Origin of the sequence: Caballeronia sp. LjRoot34, assembly GCF_964253815.1 — a bacterium.
In the GTDB taxonomy this organism is placed as follows: domain Bacteria; phylum Pseudomonadota; class Gammaproteobacteria; order Burkholderiales; family Burkholderiaceae; genus Caballeronia.
In genome coordinates this window covers 2,263,960-2,281,018 of sequence record NZ_CAXUSB020000001.1, presented here as the reverse complement: position 1 = coordinate 2,281,018, position 17,059 = coordinate 2,263,960, and the positions used below count along the sequence as shown (strand labels likewise).

The window sequence follows — 17,059 nt, the reverse complement described above, 5'->3', positions numbered from 1 at the left end:
GGGGTCTTACAAAATCAACAGGAGCGAGACATGAAACTGACTACGAAGGCGATGTTTACCGCTGTGCTTGCCGTCGCTGCGAGCAGCGCGTTTGCGGCGGGTGGCGAGATTGCCGTGATCGTGAAGAGTGCCGATTCGAACTACTGGCAAAACGTCAACAAGGGCGCGACCGCCGCGATGGCCGCGGAGAAGGGTTACACGATGACCTTCCAGGGCCCGGCCGCCGAATCCGACATAGCCGCCGAAGTGAACATGGTCGAGAACGCGGTGAACCGGAAAGTCGCGGGGATCGTGCTGGCGGCGTCCGACCCGGACGCGCTGGTGCCGGCCGTGAAGAAGGCATGGGAAGCGCATATTCCGGTGGTGATCATTGATTCGGCTCTGTCCGATTCGGGCAAGCCGTATTACCAGGCTTTCCTGTCCACCGACAACGAAAAGGCCGGCGAGATGTGCGCTCAGGCGTTGATCGCGCGGGTGGGACAGACGGGCAAGATTGCGTTGATGTCGTATGTGGCCGGTGCGGGGTCCGAAGTGGGGCGCGTGGGCGGGTTCCGCAAGTATCTGACGGCGCATTCGAAGTTGCAGGTGGTTGGTCCGTATTACTCGCAGTCGCAAATGGCGAACGCGCTGAATCAGACGACTGACGTGCTGGCCGCGAATCCCGACCTGAAGGGAATTTTCGGGGCGAACGAGCCGACGGCCGTGGGGATGGGACGTGCGCTGGCCCAGTCGGGCAAGGCGGGCAAGGTGATTGCGGTTGGATTTGACGGCAATTCGGATTTGCAGAACTTCGTGAAGGATGGAACGATCCAGGCTATCGCCGTGCAAGGCTCGTATCAGATGGGCTATAAGGGCATTCAGACGGTGATTGGCGTGATTGAGAAGAAGGCCCCGCCGAAGTTTGTCGATACGGGTGTCGTCATGGTCGACAAAGAGAATATTGATCAGCCGGCGGCGAAGAACGTGCTGTATTGAGCGTTGTTGATCGCTGCCCTTGGTTAAGGGCTACGCGGGTGATGCGCAGTGCGAAGGGATTTCAGGTTGATCCTTTTGCGCTGCGCTTTTTTTTGTGATCGGTTTTGGTGGTTCCGCTTCGCCGAACGCTAGTTGCGGCTTTGTTGCCGATTTCTCCATTACCTTCACCCGTAGGACAATCTGTTCCCGCCGCGTGGCTATCCGCCGCATATCTCCTCGCATACCATGCCGTATCGATTACGATCCTGGCCTGATATGCAAACACCCTTGTACCGATGGTTATTGGCCGCTTCCGCTGCCGCTGCCTTATTCACCAACGCCGCTCAAGCCCAGGTCGATACGACCAAGAGCACGGTGACGGCGACATCGAAGCAAATGAACGTGCCGGTTGAAGGCAAGTTCAAGAAGTTCACCGCACAACTGGATTTCGATCCGGCCAAGCCGGCTGCGGGCAGCGCGAATATCAGCATCGATACGAGCAGCTACGATCTCGGCGATGACAGCTACAACAAGCAAGCCGCGAACAAGGACTGGTTCGATACCGCCCATTTCCCGACCGCTACGTTTGCGTCGACGGCGATCGCACCGGCCGGTGGAACCAAGTTCAACGTCAGTGGCAAGTTGACCATCAAGGGCAAGTCGCAGAACGTCACGGTGCCGGTTATCGTCACGAGTCAGGGCGCAACGCAAACCTTCGATGGCTCATTGCCTATCAAACGCACGCAGTTCGATGTCGGCTCGGGTGAATGGAAAGACACCTCGGTCGTGGCAGACGAGGTCGTCATCAAGTTCCACCTCGTCGCCGCCAAGAAATAAACCAAACAAAAAGCGCTCATTGATCATCACATTCATCCTGGAAAACTCATGAAAAAGAACCTTCTGATTGCAGCCGCTGGCGCGCTTTTCGCGGCCGTTTCCTTTAACGCGATGGCTGAAGAAGTCACGTACCAACTCGACCCGACCCACACGTATCCGAGCTTCGAAACCGACCACTTCGGCGGCATCTCGATCTGGCGCGGCAAGTTCGACAAGAGCAGCGGCACGGTGACGCTCGATCGCGCGGCCAAGAAAGGCACGCTGGACGCGACCATCGACATGACGTCGATCGATATCGGCAATGACAAGCTGAATGGCGAACTGAAGAGCGCGCAGTTCTTCGACGCCGACAAGTTCCCGACAGCGACCTACAAGGGTACGTCGATGAAGTTCAAGGGCGATGTACCGGTTGAAGTGATCGGTGAGCTGACCCTGCATGGTGTGACGAAGCCGTTGAACCTGAAGATCGAATCGTTCAAGTGCTTCACGAACCCGATGCTGAAGAAGGAAGTGTGCGGCACGGAATCGACGGCAACGTTCGATCGTGGCGACTTCGGCGTGGACTACGGTAAGGCGTATGGCTTCAAGATGAAGACAACGCTGCATATTCAAGCCGAAGGCGTGAAGCAGTAAATCCACTGATGGATGCCGGCGTGGAGATCATCATGCCGGTCGTTCAGGACACAGAGGCCGTTCCAGCTTATCCGGGAACGGCCTTTTGGTTTGTAAGCCCGGCTCGAATTCGCACCTAGGTTCGCGTGGTTCTCCGGCGCTGCAACCCGGCGTTGCCTGCGTATCATCGCTGCACTCACCATCAATGCTCTTATGTCATGAATGAAATGACATGCGGGCTATCGTCAAACCGGGTCCTGTCCAACACAATCCTCTCCAACGCAGCGCTTGCTGCATCATTTTATGGAGAGAGACCATGTTTGCAGTGACCGGAATCACAGGGCAGGTTGGGGGCGTTGTTGCACGGTTGTTGTTAGCTGCCGGTCAGGATGTTCGCGCGGTTGTGCGCGACGCAGCGAAGGGCGACATCTGGGCGGCGCAGGGCTGCGAAGTCGCGCTCGCCGACGTCAACGACCAACAGGCGTTGCAACACGCGTTTGAAGGCACTGAAGGCGTGTTTGTCCTGCTGCCGCCGACATTCGACCCAACGCCGGGTTTTCCCGAAGCGCGCAAGACTATCGCCACGTTGCGGGCCGCGCTCGCGGCTGCCAAACCGTCCAAGGTTGTTGTCCTCTCGACCATCGGCGCACAAGCTACGCAGTCGAATTTGCTGAACCAATTACAAATTCTCGAGCAGGAACTGGGTACGCTGCCAATGCCCGTGGCTTTCCTGCGCGCCGCATGGTTCATCGAAAACGCTGCGTGGGATGTGGCGCCGGCACGCGATTCGGGCATTGTGCCCAGCTTCCTGCAGCCTCTCCATAAACCCGTGCCGATGGTCGCCACCGCCGATATCGGCCGCGTTGCAGCGGAACTGCTGCGCGAGTCGTGGACAGGGCGCCGCATCGTCGAACTGGAAGGGCCGCAGCGCATCTCACCCGACATGATTGCCGAGAGCTTCGCGCGCCTGCTTGGCCGCGACGTCCGCATGCAAGCCGTGCCACGTGAGACGTGGGAAGACCTGTTCCGCTCGCAAGGAATGACAAACCCGGCGCCGCGCATGCAGATGATCGATGGCTTCAATGAAGAGTGGATCTGCTTCGAAGGCGCTGAAAGCGAAGTGCGCAAAGGCCATGTACTGCTCGATACGGTATTGCAATCGCTGATTGAAAGGGCGTCGTAGAAGGGCATCGATCCTCAGGATTCGACTTGGGAGAATCCACGCTTATTAAGGAGTACAACCCATGATTCATACGAAAGAAAATGCGAGCCTCAAAGGCCGCCTCGATGGCAAGAAAGTGATCGTGCTTGGCGGTTCATCGGGTATCGGCTATGCGGTGGCGGAGTATGCGCTAGCAGAAGGCGCGCGGGTCGTGATTGGATCGAGCCATGCGGGACGTGTCGAGGCTGCGGTCACGGCGCTTGGCGCGAATGCCGAGGGCCATACGCTCGATCTCACGGATGAATCCGCCATTGAAGCGTTTTTCAACGCGACCGGCAGCTTCGATCACCTGGTGTTTACCGCCGGGGATTCGCTGCGGCTTGGTGAGATCGCGACCACGGATTTATTGCTGGCAAGACACGCCTTCGATATCCGCTATTGGGGTGCGCTTGCCGCGGTCAAATATGCTACACCGCATATTGTGGCGGGCGGTTCGATTGTGCTGACAACGGGCGTCGCGGCGTTGCGTCCGCGCAGTGGTTGGGCGTTTGGCGCGAGCGTGTGCGGAGCAATGGAAGCGCTCACGCGGGCGCTTGCCGTGGAACTCGCGCCGGTGCGGGTGAATGCTGTATCGCCAGGATTGATCGCGACGAACCTATGGCAGAACATGTCCGAAGAGGACCGGCAGGCGATGTACGAACAGGCCGGCAAGCATTTGCCGGTCGGACAAGTGGGCGAGGCACGCGATGTCGCGGCTGCGTATCTGTTCCTGATGGAAAGCGCGTTTGCAACGGGACAGACGCATGTAGTCGATGGCGGGGCGGTGCTGGTCTAGGGTGCGCTGGGTGAAGCGCCGCAAGACTAAAACTGGAGGGACTCGAACCTCTTCAGATTCCCAATGGCGCGATGTCGCACTTCCCGCGCCTTTAGACACTACTCGCGACTAAAAAAAGTGGCTTGGGCGAACCACCGCCCAAGCCACTTTGTCATTTCTGACTCACTGCCTTGTCAATTCGTCAGCGACAGATACGGCGAGCTCAACGGCGCTGGCGGGAAGGACAGTGCGCCGGCCTGTTTCGTGAAGCTGTACCGCACGTACACGGCGGCCAGATATTCGCGATACTGATACGCATTGCCAAGAGACGCTGTCGCCCCGACCGCAAGTTGCGGTGCGAGCTGATATTCGCCCGTTGCGCTGAACGAATAAGAGATGCCTGTCTTGCTGCTGCCGGGGTAAACACTGCCGGTGACCCCTGAACTGCCAGGCTGGATGTTGCCGGTGGTCGGGAAATAATTCGAAGCATCCTGCCGATAATGCTGCACGCCAATCGACCCCTTGAGGTCGTAGGTGAACGGTCCATTGCGGCCCATATATTCGACCGGGATGTTCAGGATCATGTACTGCTGGGGACTGAAGTAGCCGCCCTGACCATAGGTGAAGTAGGACAGGTTCTTGTCGTAGTGCATCAGCGTGGTGTTTACGCCTGCCGTCAACGTGGTGTTCGCGTCCTGGAACAGGCGCGTATAGAACCCGCCGCCGCCTTTTTCGGAGGTATTGCTCGCGACATTGGTGCCGTCGTAGTACTGGAACGCGGCGTTTACATATACGCCGCTCGTTCCATCGTCCCAGCCGAGATCCAAGCGTCCGCCGTTCGACGTAACGCCACCCCATTCCAGACCGTGGCCCTGATCGCGTGTCCCTGCATAGGAGAGCAAGCTGTCAGTGACCGCGCGGCGCGCGACGGCGATCGAGTACGAGACCTTGTCCGTTACGCTGCCGTTGTACTGTGCGCCGCCGACCACGTTTTCTTCGCTAAAGCCGAGCGGCGTGGTGCCGACATCGAGCTTGACGCTGTTCGTTTCGTATCCCACGGACAAACCAACACCGCTCGCCGTTTGGTTGCCATAGTTGTTGACAAGGGTCGACGCGGCTTGTCCCGAGCCGAAGCGCTTGAGCGTGTCGGCAGTCGTTTGTGCATCGCTCGCGTCCAACGTCACGGGCGTCGCCGTCACGACAATATGCCCGTTCCCCGCCGCGATGCGACCCTGAACCGGCGCTTCGATATCGGTCAGGTTCGACAGCCCGTCCTCGCCCGTGCGTTGGCGAAAGATGATGCCGCCCGACACCGTGCTCGACTGGGCGCGATTGATTTGCGCGAGTTCATCGGCGACGCCCAGCGTCTGTGCGTTTGCTACGCTCGTTGGATTGTTGCCCGCCATGCCCGAGTACGCCTGTGCCGTTTGCGCGGGTGCGTAGGCTTGTCCGTAACCTGCTGGCGGTTGTGGAATGTAGGGCTGCCCGTAACCCTGGTTTGCATAAGGTTGCTGTTGTTGCTGCGGATACCCATACCCCTGCTGCGCATACTGCTGTTGCTGCGGGTAAGGCTGCTGCCTGTAGTCCGTTTCGTCGGCCTGGCGGGTGTTACGCGACGTGGTTTGCTTGCGCGTTGCTGTACGTTTCGACTTCGCTGCCGGCGCGCTGGAATACGTGCGGGGTTGCGGCTGCTGAGCGTTCGCCTGCGCTTCGCGGGCAGCGGGCGACATAGGCCACGGCGAACTGACCGCCGGGTCGTATGGCTGCTGACCTTGCTGATACTGAGCCGGATACGGTTGTTGCTGTTGATAAGGCTGCTGATATTGCTGCTGATTCGGTTGCTGATAAGCCTGTGGCTGATATTGAGCCTGCCCCTGCGGCTGATATTGCCCCGGATAAGGCTGCAACGGCGCCGCGGCCGGACCGCCGGACTGGCTTGAACCGGAGGTATCGGGACCATATCCGCCGCCTGTCGCTGCCGGGCGTGCTACGTTACCCGGCGTCGAATAGGGCGCAACATACGGTGTCGAATAAGGCGCGGCTTGAGGCGGAGGCAAATAATTCGGCACGTTCTGCGTCGGTGAAGAAGGCTGGGGATAGTTGGACGACCCAGAGGGCAGTCCGGGCATCGGCGTGGTCGAGCGCGAGAACAGTCCGACGAGCGGACCGGTCGGTGCCCCCGATGCGCTCGAGGAAGTATCGACGGCGGTCTTGCCTTCAAATGGATTGGTGCCGGGCAGCGGCATTGACCCGATGCGCTGCATGGCGGATTCCCAGCCACGCGGCACATTGGGTTGCGCGCCTTGACCCGTAGTACGCGCCGTTTGACCCACGGGCGTATTCGCCGCGATCAACGCCTGCTGCAAATAACGCGATGCCAGCGAAAGCTTGCCCTCGGCGTGATACATGCGGCCGGTCGCGGCGAGCACGCGGGGGTCGTCAGGCGCGGCACGCAGCGCCTGATTCGCCGTTGCCTCAGCAAACGAAAATTCCTTCGCGCCCGACGCCGCGCCAATCGTCGCCACCTGCAAGTCGATGTCGTCAGGACGTCGAGCCAGCGCTGCGCGATAACTTGCGAGGGCGCTGCGGTCGTCTCCTGCGGAGGTGTACAAACGGGCCAGCGCGCCCTGGAGATCGGGGTTGTCGGGCATGGCGGAAAGCCAGGGCGCGATCACATCGTAGGCGCTTGCCAGGTCTCCGCGCTGACGCACGGTATCGGCTTGTTTCACCACAATGCCAATGTTCAGGTTGTTGAAGTCGATGCGTTGCTGCGGCGTGAGCTGCGAAGCGGCCAGCCGCCGCATGACCGAGCCCAGTTCGGCTTCCTGCTGCGGATTCGTCTGGCCCGCGGCGACAGGAACAGCGGTAAGGATACCTGCGTATTGCAGCAGCAGGCCGGTATCGTCGGGGGCGGCGGCCATTGCGCCGCGCACCAGCGACAACGCGCGCATGGTGTCCCCCGCCTGCAGATACGACGAAGCCAGCACGCCGATCAGTTCCGGGCTGCCCTGCGCAGTCGGCGTAGCGGCTTGCAGAATTGCTTCGGCTTGTTGCGTCTGCCCGGCACGCGACATCCGGTTCGCGAGTTCCGCCTGCGTGTGAACCCATAAGCGGTGTTGCAGCACGGTCATGGCCGTGCTGCGCTGGTTGACCGGGATGCGTTCCAGCTGCGATAAACCCGTCGCCCAGTCCTGCGTTTCGGCCGAGAGCAGCGCGCTTGCGTAAAGCGCGTCGGTCATGTCCGGGTGCGCGGCGAGCAAGCCGTCCATCATGCTGCGCGCATTGCCGACCGCACCTTGGCGCACATAAATGCGGGCGAGGTCGAGGCGCATCCAGGCATCGTCGGGATTGTTCAGCAGCGCGTCTTCGAAGAGACTGCGCGCGGTGCCGAGGTCACCTCGCGCTTCCGCGGTACGCGCCTGCGCCGCCTGCGCTTCGCCGCGCAGCTTGTTGATGCCGCCGGCCTTCGCCTGCTGTTCCGCGTTCAGCTGGTTCGCGAAGCTGAGCGCTTCGTCGCCACGGCCTTGCGCGGCCAGTGCACCGACCAGTCCGCGAATCGCGTCGGGGTTGTCGGCCTGACGACGCAGCGCCATTCTATAAGCCTGTTCCGCGCCGCGCGGGTCGCCGCTGTTGAGCAGCGTTTCGCCGAGCATGGTCTGCGCGGTGGTGTCCGACGGATTCAGCGCAATCGCGCGCTCGAAATCCGACCGCGCTTTCGCGATCTCGCCATTGCTGCGCGCGCCGATACCCGCGCTCGTATAACTCCAGTAAGTCGCGCTGGTGAGCGCATCTTTCCACCGAGCCGGATTGCCGGCACGCGATGCACGCTCCAGATACGTGCGCGCTTCGTCGAATTTTTCTTGCTTCAATGCGGCGATGCCCATGCCGCCGAGCGCATCGCCATCGTTCGGGCTATTCGTTAGCACAGCCGAAAAACGCGCGCGCGCCGTGACGATATCGCCACGATCCAGCGCTGCGAAACCATCGGCGATCGCGCGGCCCCGGGCATCGACGGCGGCATCCGCTTGCACGCGATCGCGAGCTTGCTTGTCTTGCTGGACCATTGAATCGAAACGCGCCTTGACCGCGGGATCGTCCGGCGATGCTTGCAAATACGCTTGATAAAGCGGTGCGTCGGACGGGCGCGCACCGAGCCACAGCAGCGCCTGGCGCCAGCTTTTTTTGGCCTGCTCGCCGACTGTGCTGTCGGTGCTCAACTGCGCAAGGCGGACGATGCCGTCACGCCGCGTCGTGTCGCGGTAGGTCAGGTGCTGCGCGAGCGCCAGCGCGTAGCGCGGGTCGTTGGGATTCTGGCGCGCGAGCTGTGTCAGGCCCTGACGCGCCTGATCCCAGCCTTGCGGCGTGGCGGCAAGTGCCTGGTAATACTCCAGCGTGAGTTCGGGCGTGGCGGGCTTGCCTTCGATCGCGCGCTGATATTCCTGCACCGCTGACGCATTCTGCCCGCTTTGCGCGAGCCGCCGGGCGTCGTTCACGGTCTGATCGCGCGGACTGGTTTCGCCCAGCCGCTGGCCGAGTTCATCGATATTCGGATACTGCGGCGCCGCTTCCCGCAAGCGCTGCAGATACTGCTGCGCACCGCTGCCGTCCTTGCGGTCCGCGAGGATGATGCCCATGCCGTAGAGCGCGTCGGGTTGCTTCGGGTCGATGCGCAGCACTTTTTGCCACGCCTGCTCGGCCAGATCGCCCCGGCGATGCGCCTGCCAATAACGGCCCTGATCGATCAGCACGGTCAGCGGCGAATTGGCGCCGGCACCGGCAACAGGGCCTGCGGTGGCTGCGCTGTTGGCGGCTTGCGCGAACACGGTGAGCGGCACATTGGCGACGCAGCCAGCCGCGAGACTCAGCGCGATCGCTCGCACGCCGGTACGCGGTTTCATTGGGAACAGGGGCCGTTTCAACATGCACTTCTCCAGCTCGGCACGAGTCGGCCGGCTTCGTCGAAACGATATCGGCCTTCTATAAATCCGGCGCCGAACAAGCCCAGCACCCGGTCGTAATAAACCGGTTCACGGTCAGGATTTGGCGACGCCGTAGCCGATGAAGCGGCCACGGGCGCGTCGAGCACCGCGAGATGCGTCCGGGCAAGGCCCAGGCCGCGATCATCGCCGATAGTCTTGAAGTACGGTGCGAGCGCGGCCCAGTAACTAAGCGGGCCTTCGCCGCTGGTCGCGCCGGTCGCCACATTCACGCGTTCCGGCGGATAGCCGTTTTGCGCGACGGCCTGACGCATGCCGCCGAGCGCGGCGAGCCACTGTTTGCCAAGCGGATCGGCACCAGACGCAAGCCCTGCCCACAAATACACGCGAATGGCGTCGTAGCTGCCGGTGTCGGCGGTCTGCGGATCGACGACGAACTGCCCCGACTTGTACGCCGCCCAATCAGGTGCAAAGCCGTGCGGCGCGGTGGTTGCCACGAGCTTGTAGCCGTTCTCGGCAAGCTGGTTCCAGGGGCCGTCCGGCATCTCGCGAGCGAGGCCGCGCAACACCGGCAGCGGTGAATAGCTCGGATTCAGACGCGTCACCTCGCCGGTTTGAAAGCCCTGCGGACCGGGCAGCAACATGGGCCCAAGACCCGCGAGATTCGTCACTTCATGACGCATGATCTGAGCGGCCAGCGCCATGCCCAGTTGCGTGTAAGTCTTCTCGTTCCACAGACGTCCGGCTTGCAGCAGATCGTAGGCGATCCACAGGTCGGAATCGGAGGCCGAATTGGGATCGAGCACGCCGAACGAACCGTCCGGCTTCTTGCCCCATTGCCACGACGGCAAGCGGACGTTGCCCGGATCGAACTGGTTCGCGGCGAGGTTCGTGCGGGTCCACGCGAGCAGCCGGTCGAAGGTCGCGCGGTCGTTCGCGACCAGCGCGAAGAACATCGCGTACGACTGGCCTTCGGAGGTCGTTTGCTGCGTCGGGGTAGAGTAATCGATCACACGGCCGTCAGCCTGCACGAAGCGTGCGGTGAACGTGCGGTAAGCGGTCCAGCCGGTACATTGCGCGGGCGTTGAAGAAGCATAAGCGCTGAACGTGGTCCCCATGCCGGTCAGCGCGAGCGCCAAGATTGCCGTCTTCGATCCACGTCTTCCACGTCTGAAACCTGCCGGCATATCAATCCCTCAAACGGCGCGCAGCAATGGCGCGCAGCGACCGGTAGAACAGTGCCGCGAAGATGATGGCCGCGAGCAAGCCGCCAAGCACCAGCAAGAGCGGATGCGACGACAACGCCCAGCGCATATATTCGAACGGCGACAGGCGGCCGACGTAATACGCCTGGCCATTCGATGTCACCGTCACGTCGCGTCCATGAATCACCGCCATGGCGCCCTGGATTTCCGGCAGCACGTCGTTGTCGAGCAAGGCCGCGGACAGGTCGGCATCGGACTGTCCGGCCGAGCTGATCAGCGCCACGGCGCTGCGACTGCTTTTGAGCGGCGATTCGAAGCCGGTGATGAGTGCGTCGCCGCTGGCGCTGACAAGCGACAGGTCGGCGCGTGCCGGCAGGCGCTCCACACCGTGCGCGCCGTGCCACCAGTCGACCACCTTGAACGCCACGTCGGAGAGTTCGAAGTTGCGCGATTCGCCGTCGCCCGAGAACGGCATCTGCTTCGCCCAGCTTTGCAGCAGCGGCTGGCGGCCGGGCGAGCCCAGGATCAGCAGGTCTTTATCGGCGAGATTGTCGACCTGATCGGCCTGGGCGACGGTCACGCCAGTCACCGGATATCCCGTCGATGCCCCCATGCGTCCCATCTCCAGCAGGTACAGGCTGAAGTCGGCGGAGTTGGGATCGTTGGGCATGATGACCGCCGTTTCCGAGAGGTCAGCCATGCGCGTGAACGGGAAACCGCCGTTCGCAAAGGCCGCGAGGTCGGGCAGCGCCATGTAGTGCGGGAAACCCGACAGGTCGATGGTCGAATTCGGATCGATGGAACCCACCACGTTATCCAGCACGCGGCCCTGGCATTCGCCCGTCTTCGGGTAGTCGTAGTAGAAGTGCAGGCGCAACTGCGAGCGCGGCGTGAGCAGCAACGGCGGCACGTAGATCTCATGCCGCGCGGCGGCCGTCTTGTCGGGCATCACCTGGTTGAAATAGCGGCCGAGATCGAAAGTGGACGTGGCGACCGCCGGAATCCGCAGCGACTGCACGAAATCGTCGTTCACATTGATGTTAAGCGTTGACCGGTCGGGCGCGGGACGCACCGTGTACCGATAACCCAAATCGATCGGCACGCCCTTCGTTTGCCACATGAAGAGGTCGGGCGGCACGCGCATGTTCACGCGCACGGCGTCGGCGTTATAACCCGTCACCGACAAGTCGCGCGCTTCCGCCAGTTCGCCGAAACGCACCGGCCGGTCGGTCGGCAGCCAGTTCGGCGCGTCGTAGGGTTTGCGCGGGGCGAAGTCATTCAGTTGCGTGATCGTCGCGGTCGTGCCGGACAACGTGTTCTGACCGATGCCGAGCGCCTTCGCGGCGGTCTTCAGCTCCGCGTCGTTGCGGCCCATCACGAGCAGCAAGCGGCCGCGCGAAGGAGTATCACGATCCACCACCGCGATGGTCGGGCCGGATATATCGGGGATCTTCACGCCGGCCGGGTGCTGGTCGCTCGTGGCGAACACCACGGCATTGCCGGACAGCGGCACATTGTCGATCTGCGCCGGAAACACCGCGCCGCGATACCCGCTAAGCGAGCCGAACCACGACGCTACCGCGCCCGCTGCTTCGAGCGTAGCGGCGCTCGGTTTTTGCGCGAACACGAACGGCAGTTCGAGGCGGCGAACGTCGCGGCGATCGAAGAAAGGCGCGGGCAATGCGGCCAGGTCAGGCTTGCTTTCCAGCGATGCATACGTGAGTTCGAGCGAGCTCGCGTTGCTGACGCTCGCCCACAGCGTGGAGTTCGACGGGTCCTCGCATTGCTGCGTGTAGTGGCCGATCAACTGCACGTTCAGGTGATTGAATTCGGTGATGAAGCGCGGGTCGACGGACACGTCGCGTGCGACGAGAATGCCGGCCTGCTCGCGTGGCACGGGCAGTGTGGCGGCCACTTCGCCGTTGACGAGCACCTTGAGTTGCGAGATCGACGGCAGCAGCGAAGGTGAATAGCTGTAGATCAGGTGCAGTACCGCGCTGGTCACGACTTCGTCGCTACGGACCGAGAACGGTACGCCGTTCTGGCCGTCCGTGCCACGCAGTTGCAGCGGGTCGAGCGCGCCGAGGTCGGAGAACGTAAGGGTCTGGCGGCGCCCTCCCGGTACCAGCGTGCCGGGCTCGGCCGTGGTCGGTGTCCTGGAGGCGAGCGTGCGCACGGCCGGCACGGCTGACGCTGCCAACGCGCCCGAGGCCGCCTGTGCGAACGCCGGTACGGGCACGGCGAGCTGCGGTTGCTCGATGGTTTCCCGGTTGAACGGCATGGCGGGGCCGGGGAGCGGTACGGCGCCCACCCCGGTAGCGGTTCCGGTTGCGCTGGTCGGGGTGTTAGCCGCCGCAGCGCTTGCCAGCGATGCCAGCGGCATGGCCAGCGCCGTTTGCAACGCGAGCCAGCAGGCGAGGCTGCGCATCAGGGCGCGGGGAATGGGGCGGGAGCTGAACGGAGTGAAAACCGTTGTGTCCGGTTCGCCTTGTTCATTGCCCGGGCGCAGCGTCGAAATTCCCTTACCCATGTCAGTCTTTGGTCTTCAGTTTTTTAACGTCGGGTGAACGGGTCGTCAGCCAGTTCCGTGCGTCGGTGAAAAGATGCTCGAACAACGCGCCGATACCGCCCATGCCCACCAGCAGCACATGCCGCAAGCCGCGCAGCGGCGCGTCCGGGGTGCGTCCTTCGGACCATTGGGTCCAGGCGTCGGCGCGGGCGAAGGTGGTCTTCACGAACTCGAATTCCTGCTCGCGCGTGAGGGCGGAAAAGCGCAGCCCGACGCGTCCGACGGCGGTAAAACCGACGGTCGCGGGAAACGCATATTCCTCATCGCCACGAAAGAGCGAGACGGTGACTTTCTCGTGCAGCGGCACTTCCAGATCGGCCGGCAGCTTCACGCCCACGCCGCCTTCCGAGTAGTCCATGGTTTCGCAGGCGAGGGTGCGGCCGGTCGAAAATTTGAGCATCACGGGCATTTTCATTTCTACCCGATGCGTCGTGCGCACTTGCTTGCGTTCGCTTGCAGCCGCGACGCTCGCGCCGAGGATCAGCATGTTGTACGTGGTCCAGGCAAGGTTCAGCAAGACCGTGTTCACTTCGCTGCTGACTTCCCAGTGCAGGTAGATGTTCACGAGTCCCGCGATAAACCCGAACAGGTTCAGCACCAGCAGGATCAGATAGGGGCGCGAGATGGCGTAGTCGAAATAATCCTTCGAGATCTGGCCGCCCTTCGCCGTCACGTTGAACTTGCCGAGCTTCGGGTTGATCAGTGCAAGCAGGGTGGGTGCGGTGATGTACGACGCCAGCACGGACTCATACACTTCAGCCCAGAACGAATGCCGGAACGAGCGCTGCATGCGCGAGTTCGTGATGCTCGCATGCATCATGTGCGGCAGCGCGAAGATGGCGATCGTACCGGCCGCCGCGTGGATTACGTGCGCCCCAAAAAACAGATACGACAGCGGCGCGGTAAGGAACACGAGGCGCGGGATGCCGTAGAAGAAATGCATCATCCCGTTCAGGTAACAGAGCCGCTGACCGAGCTTCAGACCTCGGCCCGTCAGCGGGTTATCGATTCGGAAAATCTGCGTCATGCCGCGCGCCCAGCGAATCCGCTGGCCGATGTGCCCCGACAAACTTTCGGTCGCGAGGCCTGCCGCCTGCGGGATCGCGAGATACGCGGTCGTATAGCCGAGCCGATGCAGCTTGAGTGCCGTATGCGCGTCTTCCGTCACCGTCTCGACCGCGATGCCGCCAATCTCTTCCACCATCGTTCGACGCAGCAACGCGCACGAGCCGCAGAAGAAGGTCGCGTTCCAAAGGTCGTTGCCGTCCTGCACGAGGCCATAGAACAGCTCGCCTTCGTTGGGCACTTTGCGAAACGTGCCCAGGTTGCGTTCGAACGGATCGGGCGAGAAGAAGTGGTGCGGCGTTTGCAGCATCGACAGCTTCTTGTCGCGCAGGAACCAGCCAAGGCCGATCTGCAGGAACGAGCGTGTGGGAATGTGATCGCAATCGAAAATGGCGAGAAACTCGCCCTTCGTGATCTTCAAGGCTTCGTTGATATTGCCGGCCTTCGCATGCCGGTTGTGCGTGCGGATCGTCCAGGTGACGCCGACCTCTTCGCAGAACGCCTTGAACTCGGGACGGCGGCCGTCATCGAGGACATGAATGGAGATCTTGTCCGCCGGGTAATCGATCGCAAGCGCCGCATAGATAGTCGGCTTGACCACGCCGAGCGGCTCGTTGTACGTCGGGATGAAGACGTCGACGGTCGGCCATTCATCGCGGTTTGCCGGCAATGGCATCGGCTTTCTCTGCAGCGGCCAGGCGGTCTGGAAATAGCCGAGCAACAGCACAATGGCCGAGTAGACCTCGGCTGCGACCAGCAGCAAACCCCAGGCGGCATCGAGCGGACGTTCCCAGTACGTTGTCTCGGTCAGCCGCCAATACATGTAGCGCCCCGTGACCGCGACAGACAGCATGATCATGACCAGCGTGGCGTACTGGCCGCGCAGGCGCCGGAACGCAAGCGCAAAAGCAAAACAGCAGCACGCAAAAATCAGTTGCTGCGTGAACGCGAGCGGCACCGTCCAGACGAAATACATTGTCGCGAGGGCGAACAGCGTGAGGATCGTGGTAAAGATCCGGCTGCTCCAGATCCTTGAATCGACAAAACCTTCCAGCTGCGACGCAACTTCGTCGGCCTCGGTCAGTGGTCGTGCGCTTGGTCGTGGCGTGCTCATGCGACGTTCCTCGGCGAGAGCTGCCTGGAGTCGACCGCGTGGGTGAGCCATTCGCCGCACGTGCGCAGATCGGCGGCGGCCTGGCTCAGCGGGTCGTAATGGATCAGCGTGGTGTCGCACGCGAGCGACTCGCTCACGCCTTCGTCAAGGTGGATAACGCCCGGGAACAGCTTGTCGCCGAGCAGGTTGCGCAGCACCTTGAGGACGTCTTTCGTCAATTGCCGCGACTGGTCTACTTGATTCACCACGTAACCCGTGCCGACAAAGTTCGCCCGCGGCGTGGCGTAGGCTTCGATCATGCGTTCCATCTGCGGGATGGCGGCGTACGAAGCGGCATCGGCCAGCACGACGTTCAACGCAAAATTCGACGCGCACAGCGCCGTGCGCGTATAGACCGACGAGCCCGGCGGGGTATCGACTATCACGATATCCGCGGCATCGAGTTCCAGCCTTTCAAGCGATTGCACGAGCCACTGCGGGTCGCGGTCGATGTGCGATTCGAAGCGGCGGCGATCGTCTTCCACCACCGCGCCGTAGGGCAGGACCGTGACCCCGTCGACACCATCGAACATCACGGTTTGCCACGGGTCACCGGCGAGAGTGGCGCGCGACAGTCCGTCGATGCTGTCGAGCGGAATGCCGAAGTGCAGGCGCAGCGCGTTTTGTGGATCGAGGTCGAGCGCGATCACGCGCCGCCCGCGCGCGGCGAGCACCGAGGCCAGGTTCGCCGCGAGCGTCGTTTTACCGACACCACCCTTGGCAGAGACAACGGTGATGACTTTCATGACTGTGAGTGGTTTTTGGCGAGCCACGAACCCGCGCCCGAGTTGACGGCGGCCGGCGCTTCTGCGACAGGTCCGCGCAGACGCTGGAACATCGACGCCAGCGAATCCGGCGGTGCGCTTGCCTGGGGCGCAGGCTGAGCGTGCGCTTGCGGACGGAACAGCTTGCCGAGGATCGACTGGCTTTTTGGTTCAAGCGCGAGTGCTGATGCAGGTGCAGGCGTTGATGCCGCCTCAGGTGCCTGCACGCGTGGCAACGACAGCGATCTCGCCGCAGTGTTCGAGCGTTGCAGCGCCGCCGCGAAGCCCGTCAGTTGGGCCGACGCGCTCGCAGGCGCGGGTGTGGCGAGCGGCAGCGTGCGCGGTTGTGGCTGTGGGTGTTGAGCCTGCTGCGGAAGTTGCTCTTGTTGCGTGTGGAATGGCCGAAACAGCGGCTGCGGCAGTCGTGCTTGCTGCTGCGGTTGCGCGTCGGCTGATGGCACGGCCTCGGTTTCCACCGCGTTCGACGTTTCTTCTACCGCGTCGACCAGCGCAGAGAAACGCGCTGCGCCAACCGGCGTCGCCGGCAAGGTGACATTGGCGACCGGCGGAACCGTCTTCCGGTGCGCGCGTGCAAAGAGCGGCGGTTTGCCGCGGTTGAGCGGCGCTGCGCCCGTCGGCTGCGTCAGGCTGTTCGGCACGTTGCGATGTTCGCCGGAGCGATCGTGCGTGTGGGGCAGGTGCGCATCGCGGCGAGGCGCGATGTTCGGAATCGACGGCTGCGAGAGGTCAAGGGTCGCGAGCAACGGCCAGCGCGTGCGGGCGTGGATGGCTTCGTTCTCGCGGCCGATTTCCTGGTAGTTGCCGGCATCGCCGCCAAATCTGTCGAACAGCTTCTTGATATCGCGCGAAGGGTTCATGTGCTGCGTCCTCGTACTCTCGGTTGTACTTTGGGCCTTGCCTCGACGACCACTGGCCAGTGACGTCTCCCGCGCTTGTGAGCGCTGATGCGGGCAATGCCTGTTGACT

The 17,059-nt window shown here is 62.5% G+C and carries 11 protein-coding genes; 5 read left to right on the top strand and 6 right to left on the bottom strand.

Annotated elements, in window-relative coordinates:
* The first annotated feature begins 30 nt into the window (after window positions 1–30).
* The 5 genes from ACSQ36_RS10220 to ACSQ36_RS10200 all read left to right on the top strand — a co-directional run bounded on the left by ACSQ36_RS10220 (window position 31) and on the right by ACSQ36_RS10200 (window position 4,400).
* The gene (locus ACSQ36_RS10220) at window positions 31–975 is read left to right on the top strand and encodes an ABC transporter substrate-binding protein (RefSeq protein WP_213761439.1); all 945 of its coding nucleotides are present in this window, start codon (window positions 31–33) and stop codon (window positions 973–975) included.
* A gap of 255 nt (window positions 976–1,230) precedes the next feature.
* Entirely contained in the window at window positions 1,231–1,791 is a 561-nt protein-coding gene (locus tag ACSQ36_RS10215; RefSeq protein ID WP_436181829.1) for a YceI family protein, read from the top strand.
* A gap of 48 nt (window positions 1,792–1,839) precedes the next feature.
* Window positions 1,840–2,424 (top strand): YceI family protein, encoded by a 585-nt coding sequence (locus ACSQ36_RS10210; protein WP_436181828.1) that lies wholly within the window; start codon window positions 1,840–1,842, stop codon window positions 2,422–2,424.
* 295 nt (window positions 2,425–2,719) lie between these two features.
* Window positions 2,720–3,586, top strand: coding sequence for an NmrA family NAD(P)-binding protein (locus tag ACSQ36_RS10205; RefSeq protein WP_436181827.1), 867 nt, complete (start codon window positions 2,720–2,722; stop codon window positions 3,584–3,586).
* A gap of 61 nt (window positions 3,587–3,647) precedes the next feature.
* Window positions 3,648–4,400 carry an SDR family oxidoreductase gene (locus tag ACSQ36_RS10200; protein WP_436181826.1) on the top strand — a complete coding sequence of 251 codons (753 nt, stop codon included), beginning with the start codon at window positions 3,648–3,650 and terminating at the stop codon, window positions 4,398–4,400.
* A 173-nt stretch (window positions 4,401–4,573) separates the two neighbouring features.
* On the opposite strand, the gene ACSQ36_RS10195 is transcribed toward ACSQ36_RS10200, so the two are convergent.
* The 6 genes from ACSQ36_RS10195 to bcsP all read right to left on the bottom strand — a co-directional run bounded on the left by ACSQ36_RS10195 (window position 4,574) and on the right by bcsP (window position 16,950).
* Entirely contained in the window at window positions 4,574–9,301 is a 4,728-nt protein-coding gene (locus ACSQ36_RS10195) for a cellulose synthase subunit BcsC-related outer membrane protein (RefSeq protein ID WP_436181825.1), read from the bottom strand.
* On the bottom strand, window positions 9,295–10,434 hold the full coding sequence (gene bcsZ, locus ACSQ36_RS10190; protein ID WP_436183147.1) for a cellulose synthase complex periplasmic endoglucanase BcsZ: 1,140 nt from the start codon (window positions 10,432–10,434) through the stop codon (window positions 9,295–9,297). The genes ACSQ36_RS10195 and bcsZ overlap by 7 nt, the downstream gene beginning before the upstream one ends.
* Before the next feature lie 70 nt (window positions 10,435–10,504).
* Entirely contained in the window at window positions 10,505–13,051 is a 2,547-nt protein-coding gene (bcsB, locus tag ACSQ36_RS10185) for a cellulose biosynthesis cyclic di-GMP-binding regulatory protein BcsB (protein ID WP_436181824.1), read from the bottom strand.
* Between the two features lies 1 nt (window position 13,052).
* On the bottom strand, window positions 13,053–15,269 hold the full coding sequence (gene bcsA, locus ACSQ36_RS10180; protein WP_436181823.1) for a UDP-forming cellulose synthase catalytic subunit: 2,217 nt from the start codon (window positions 15,267–15,269) through the stop codon (window positions 13,053–13,055).
* Complete coding sequence (bcsQ, locus tag ACSQ36_RS10175) at window positions 15,266–16,054, bottom strand: cellulose biosynthesis protein BcsQ (protein ID WP_213761431.1); 789 nt, start codon at window positions 16,052–16,054, stop codon at window positions 15,266–15,268. Before bcsQ ends, bcsA begins: the two co-directional genes overlap by 4 nt.
* Window positions 16,051–16,950, bottom strand: a complete 900-nt coding sequence (bcsP, locus tag ACSQ36_RS10170) for a cellulose biosynthesis protein BcsP (protein WP_436181822.1) — start codon at window positions 16,948–16,950, stop codon at window positions 16,051–16,053. The genes bcsQ and bcsP overlap by 4 nt, the downstream gene beginning before the upstream one ends.
* Window positions 16,951–17,059: the final 109 nt, after the last annotated feature.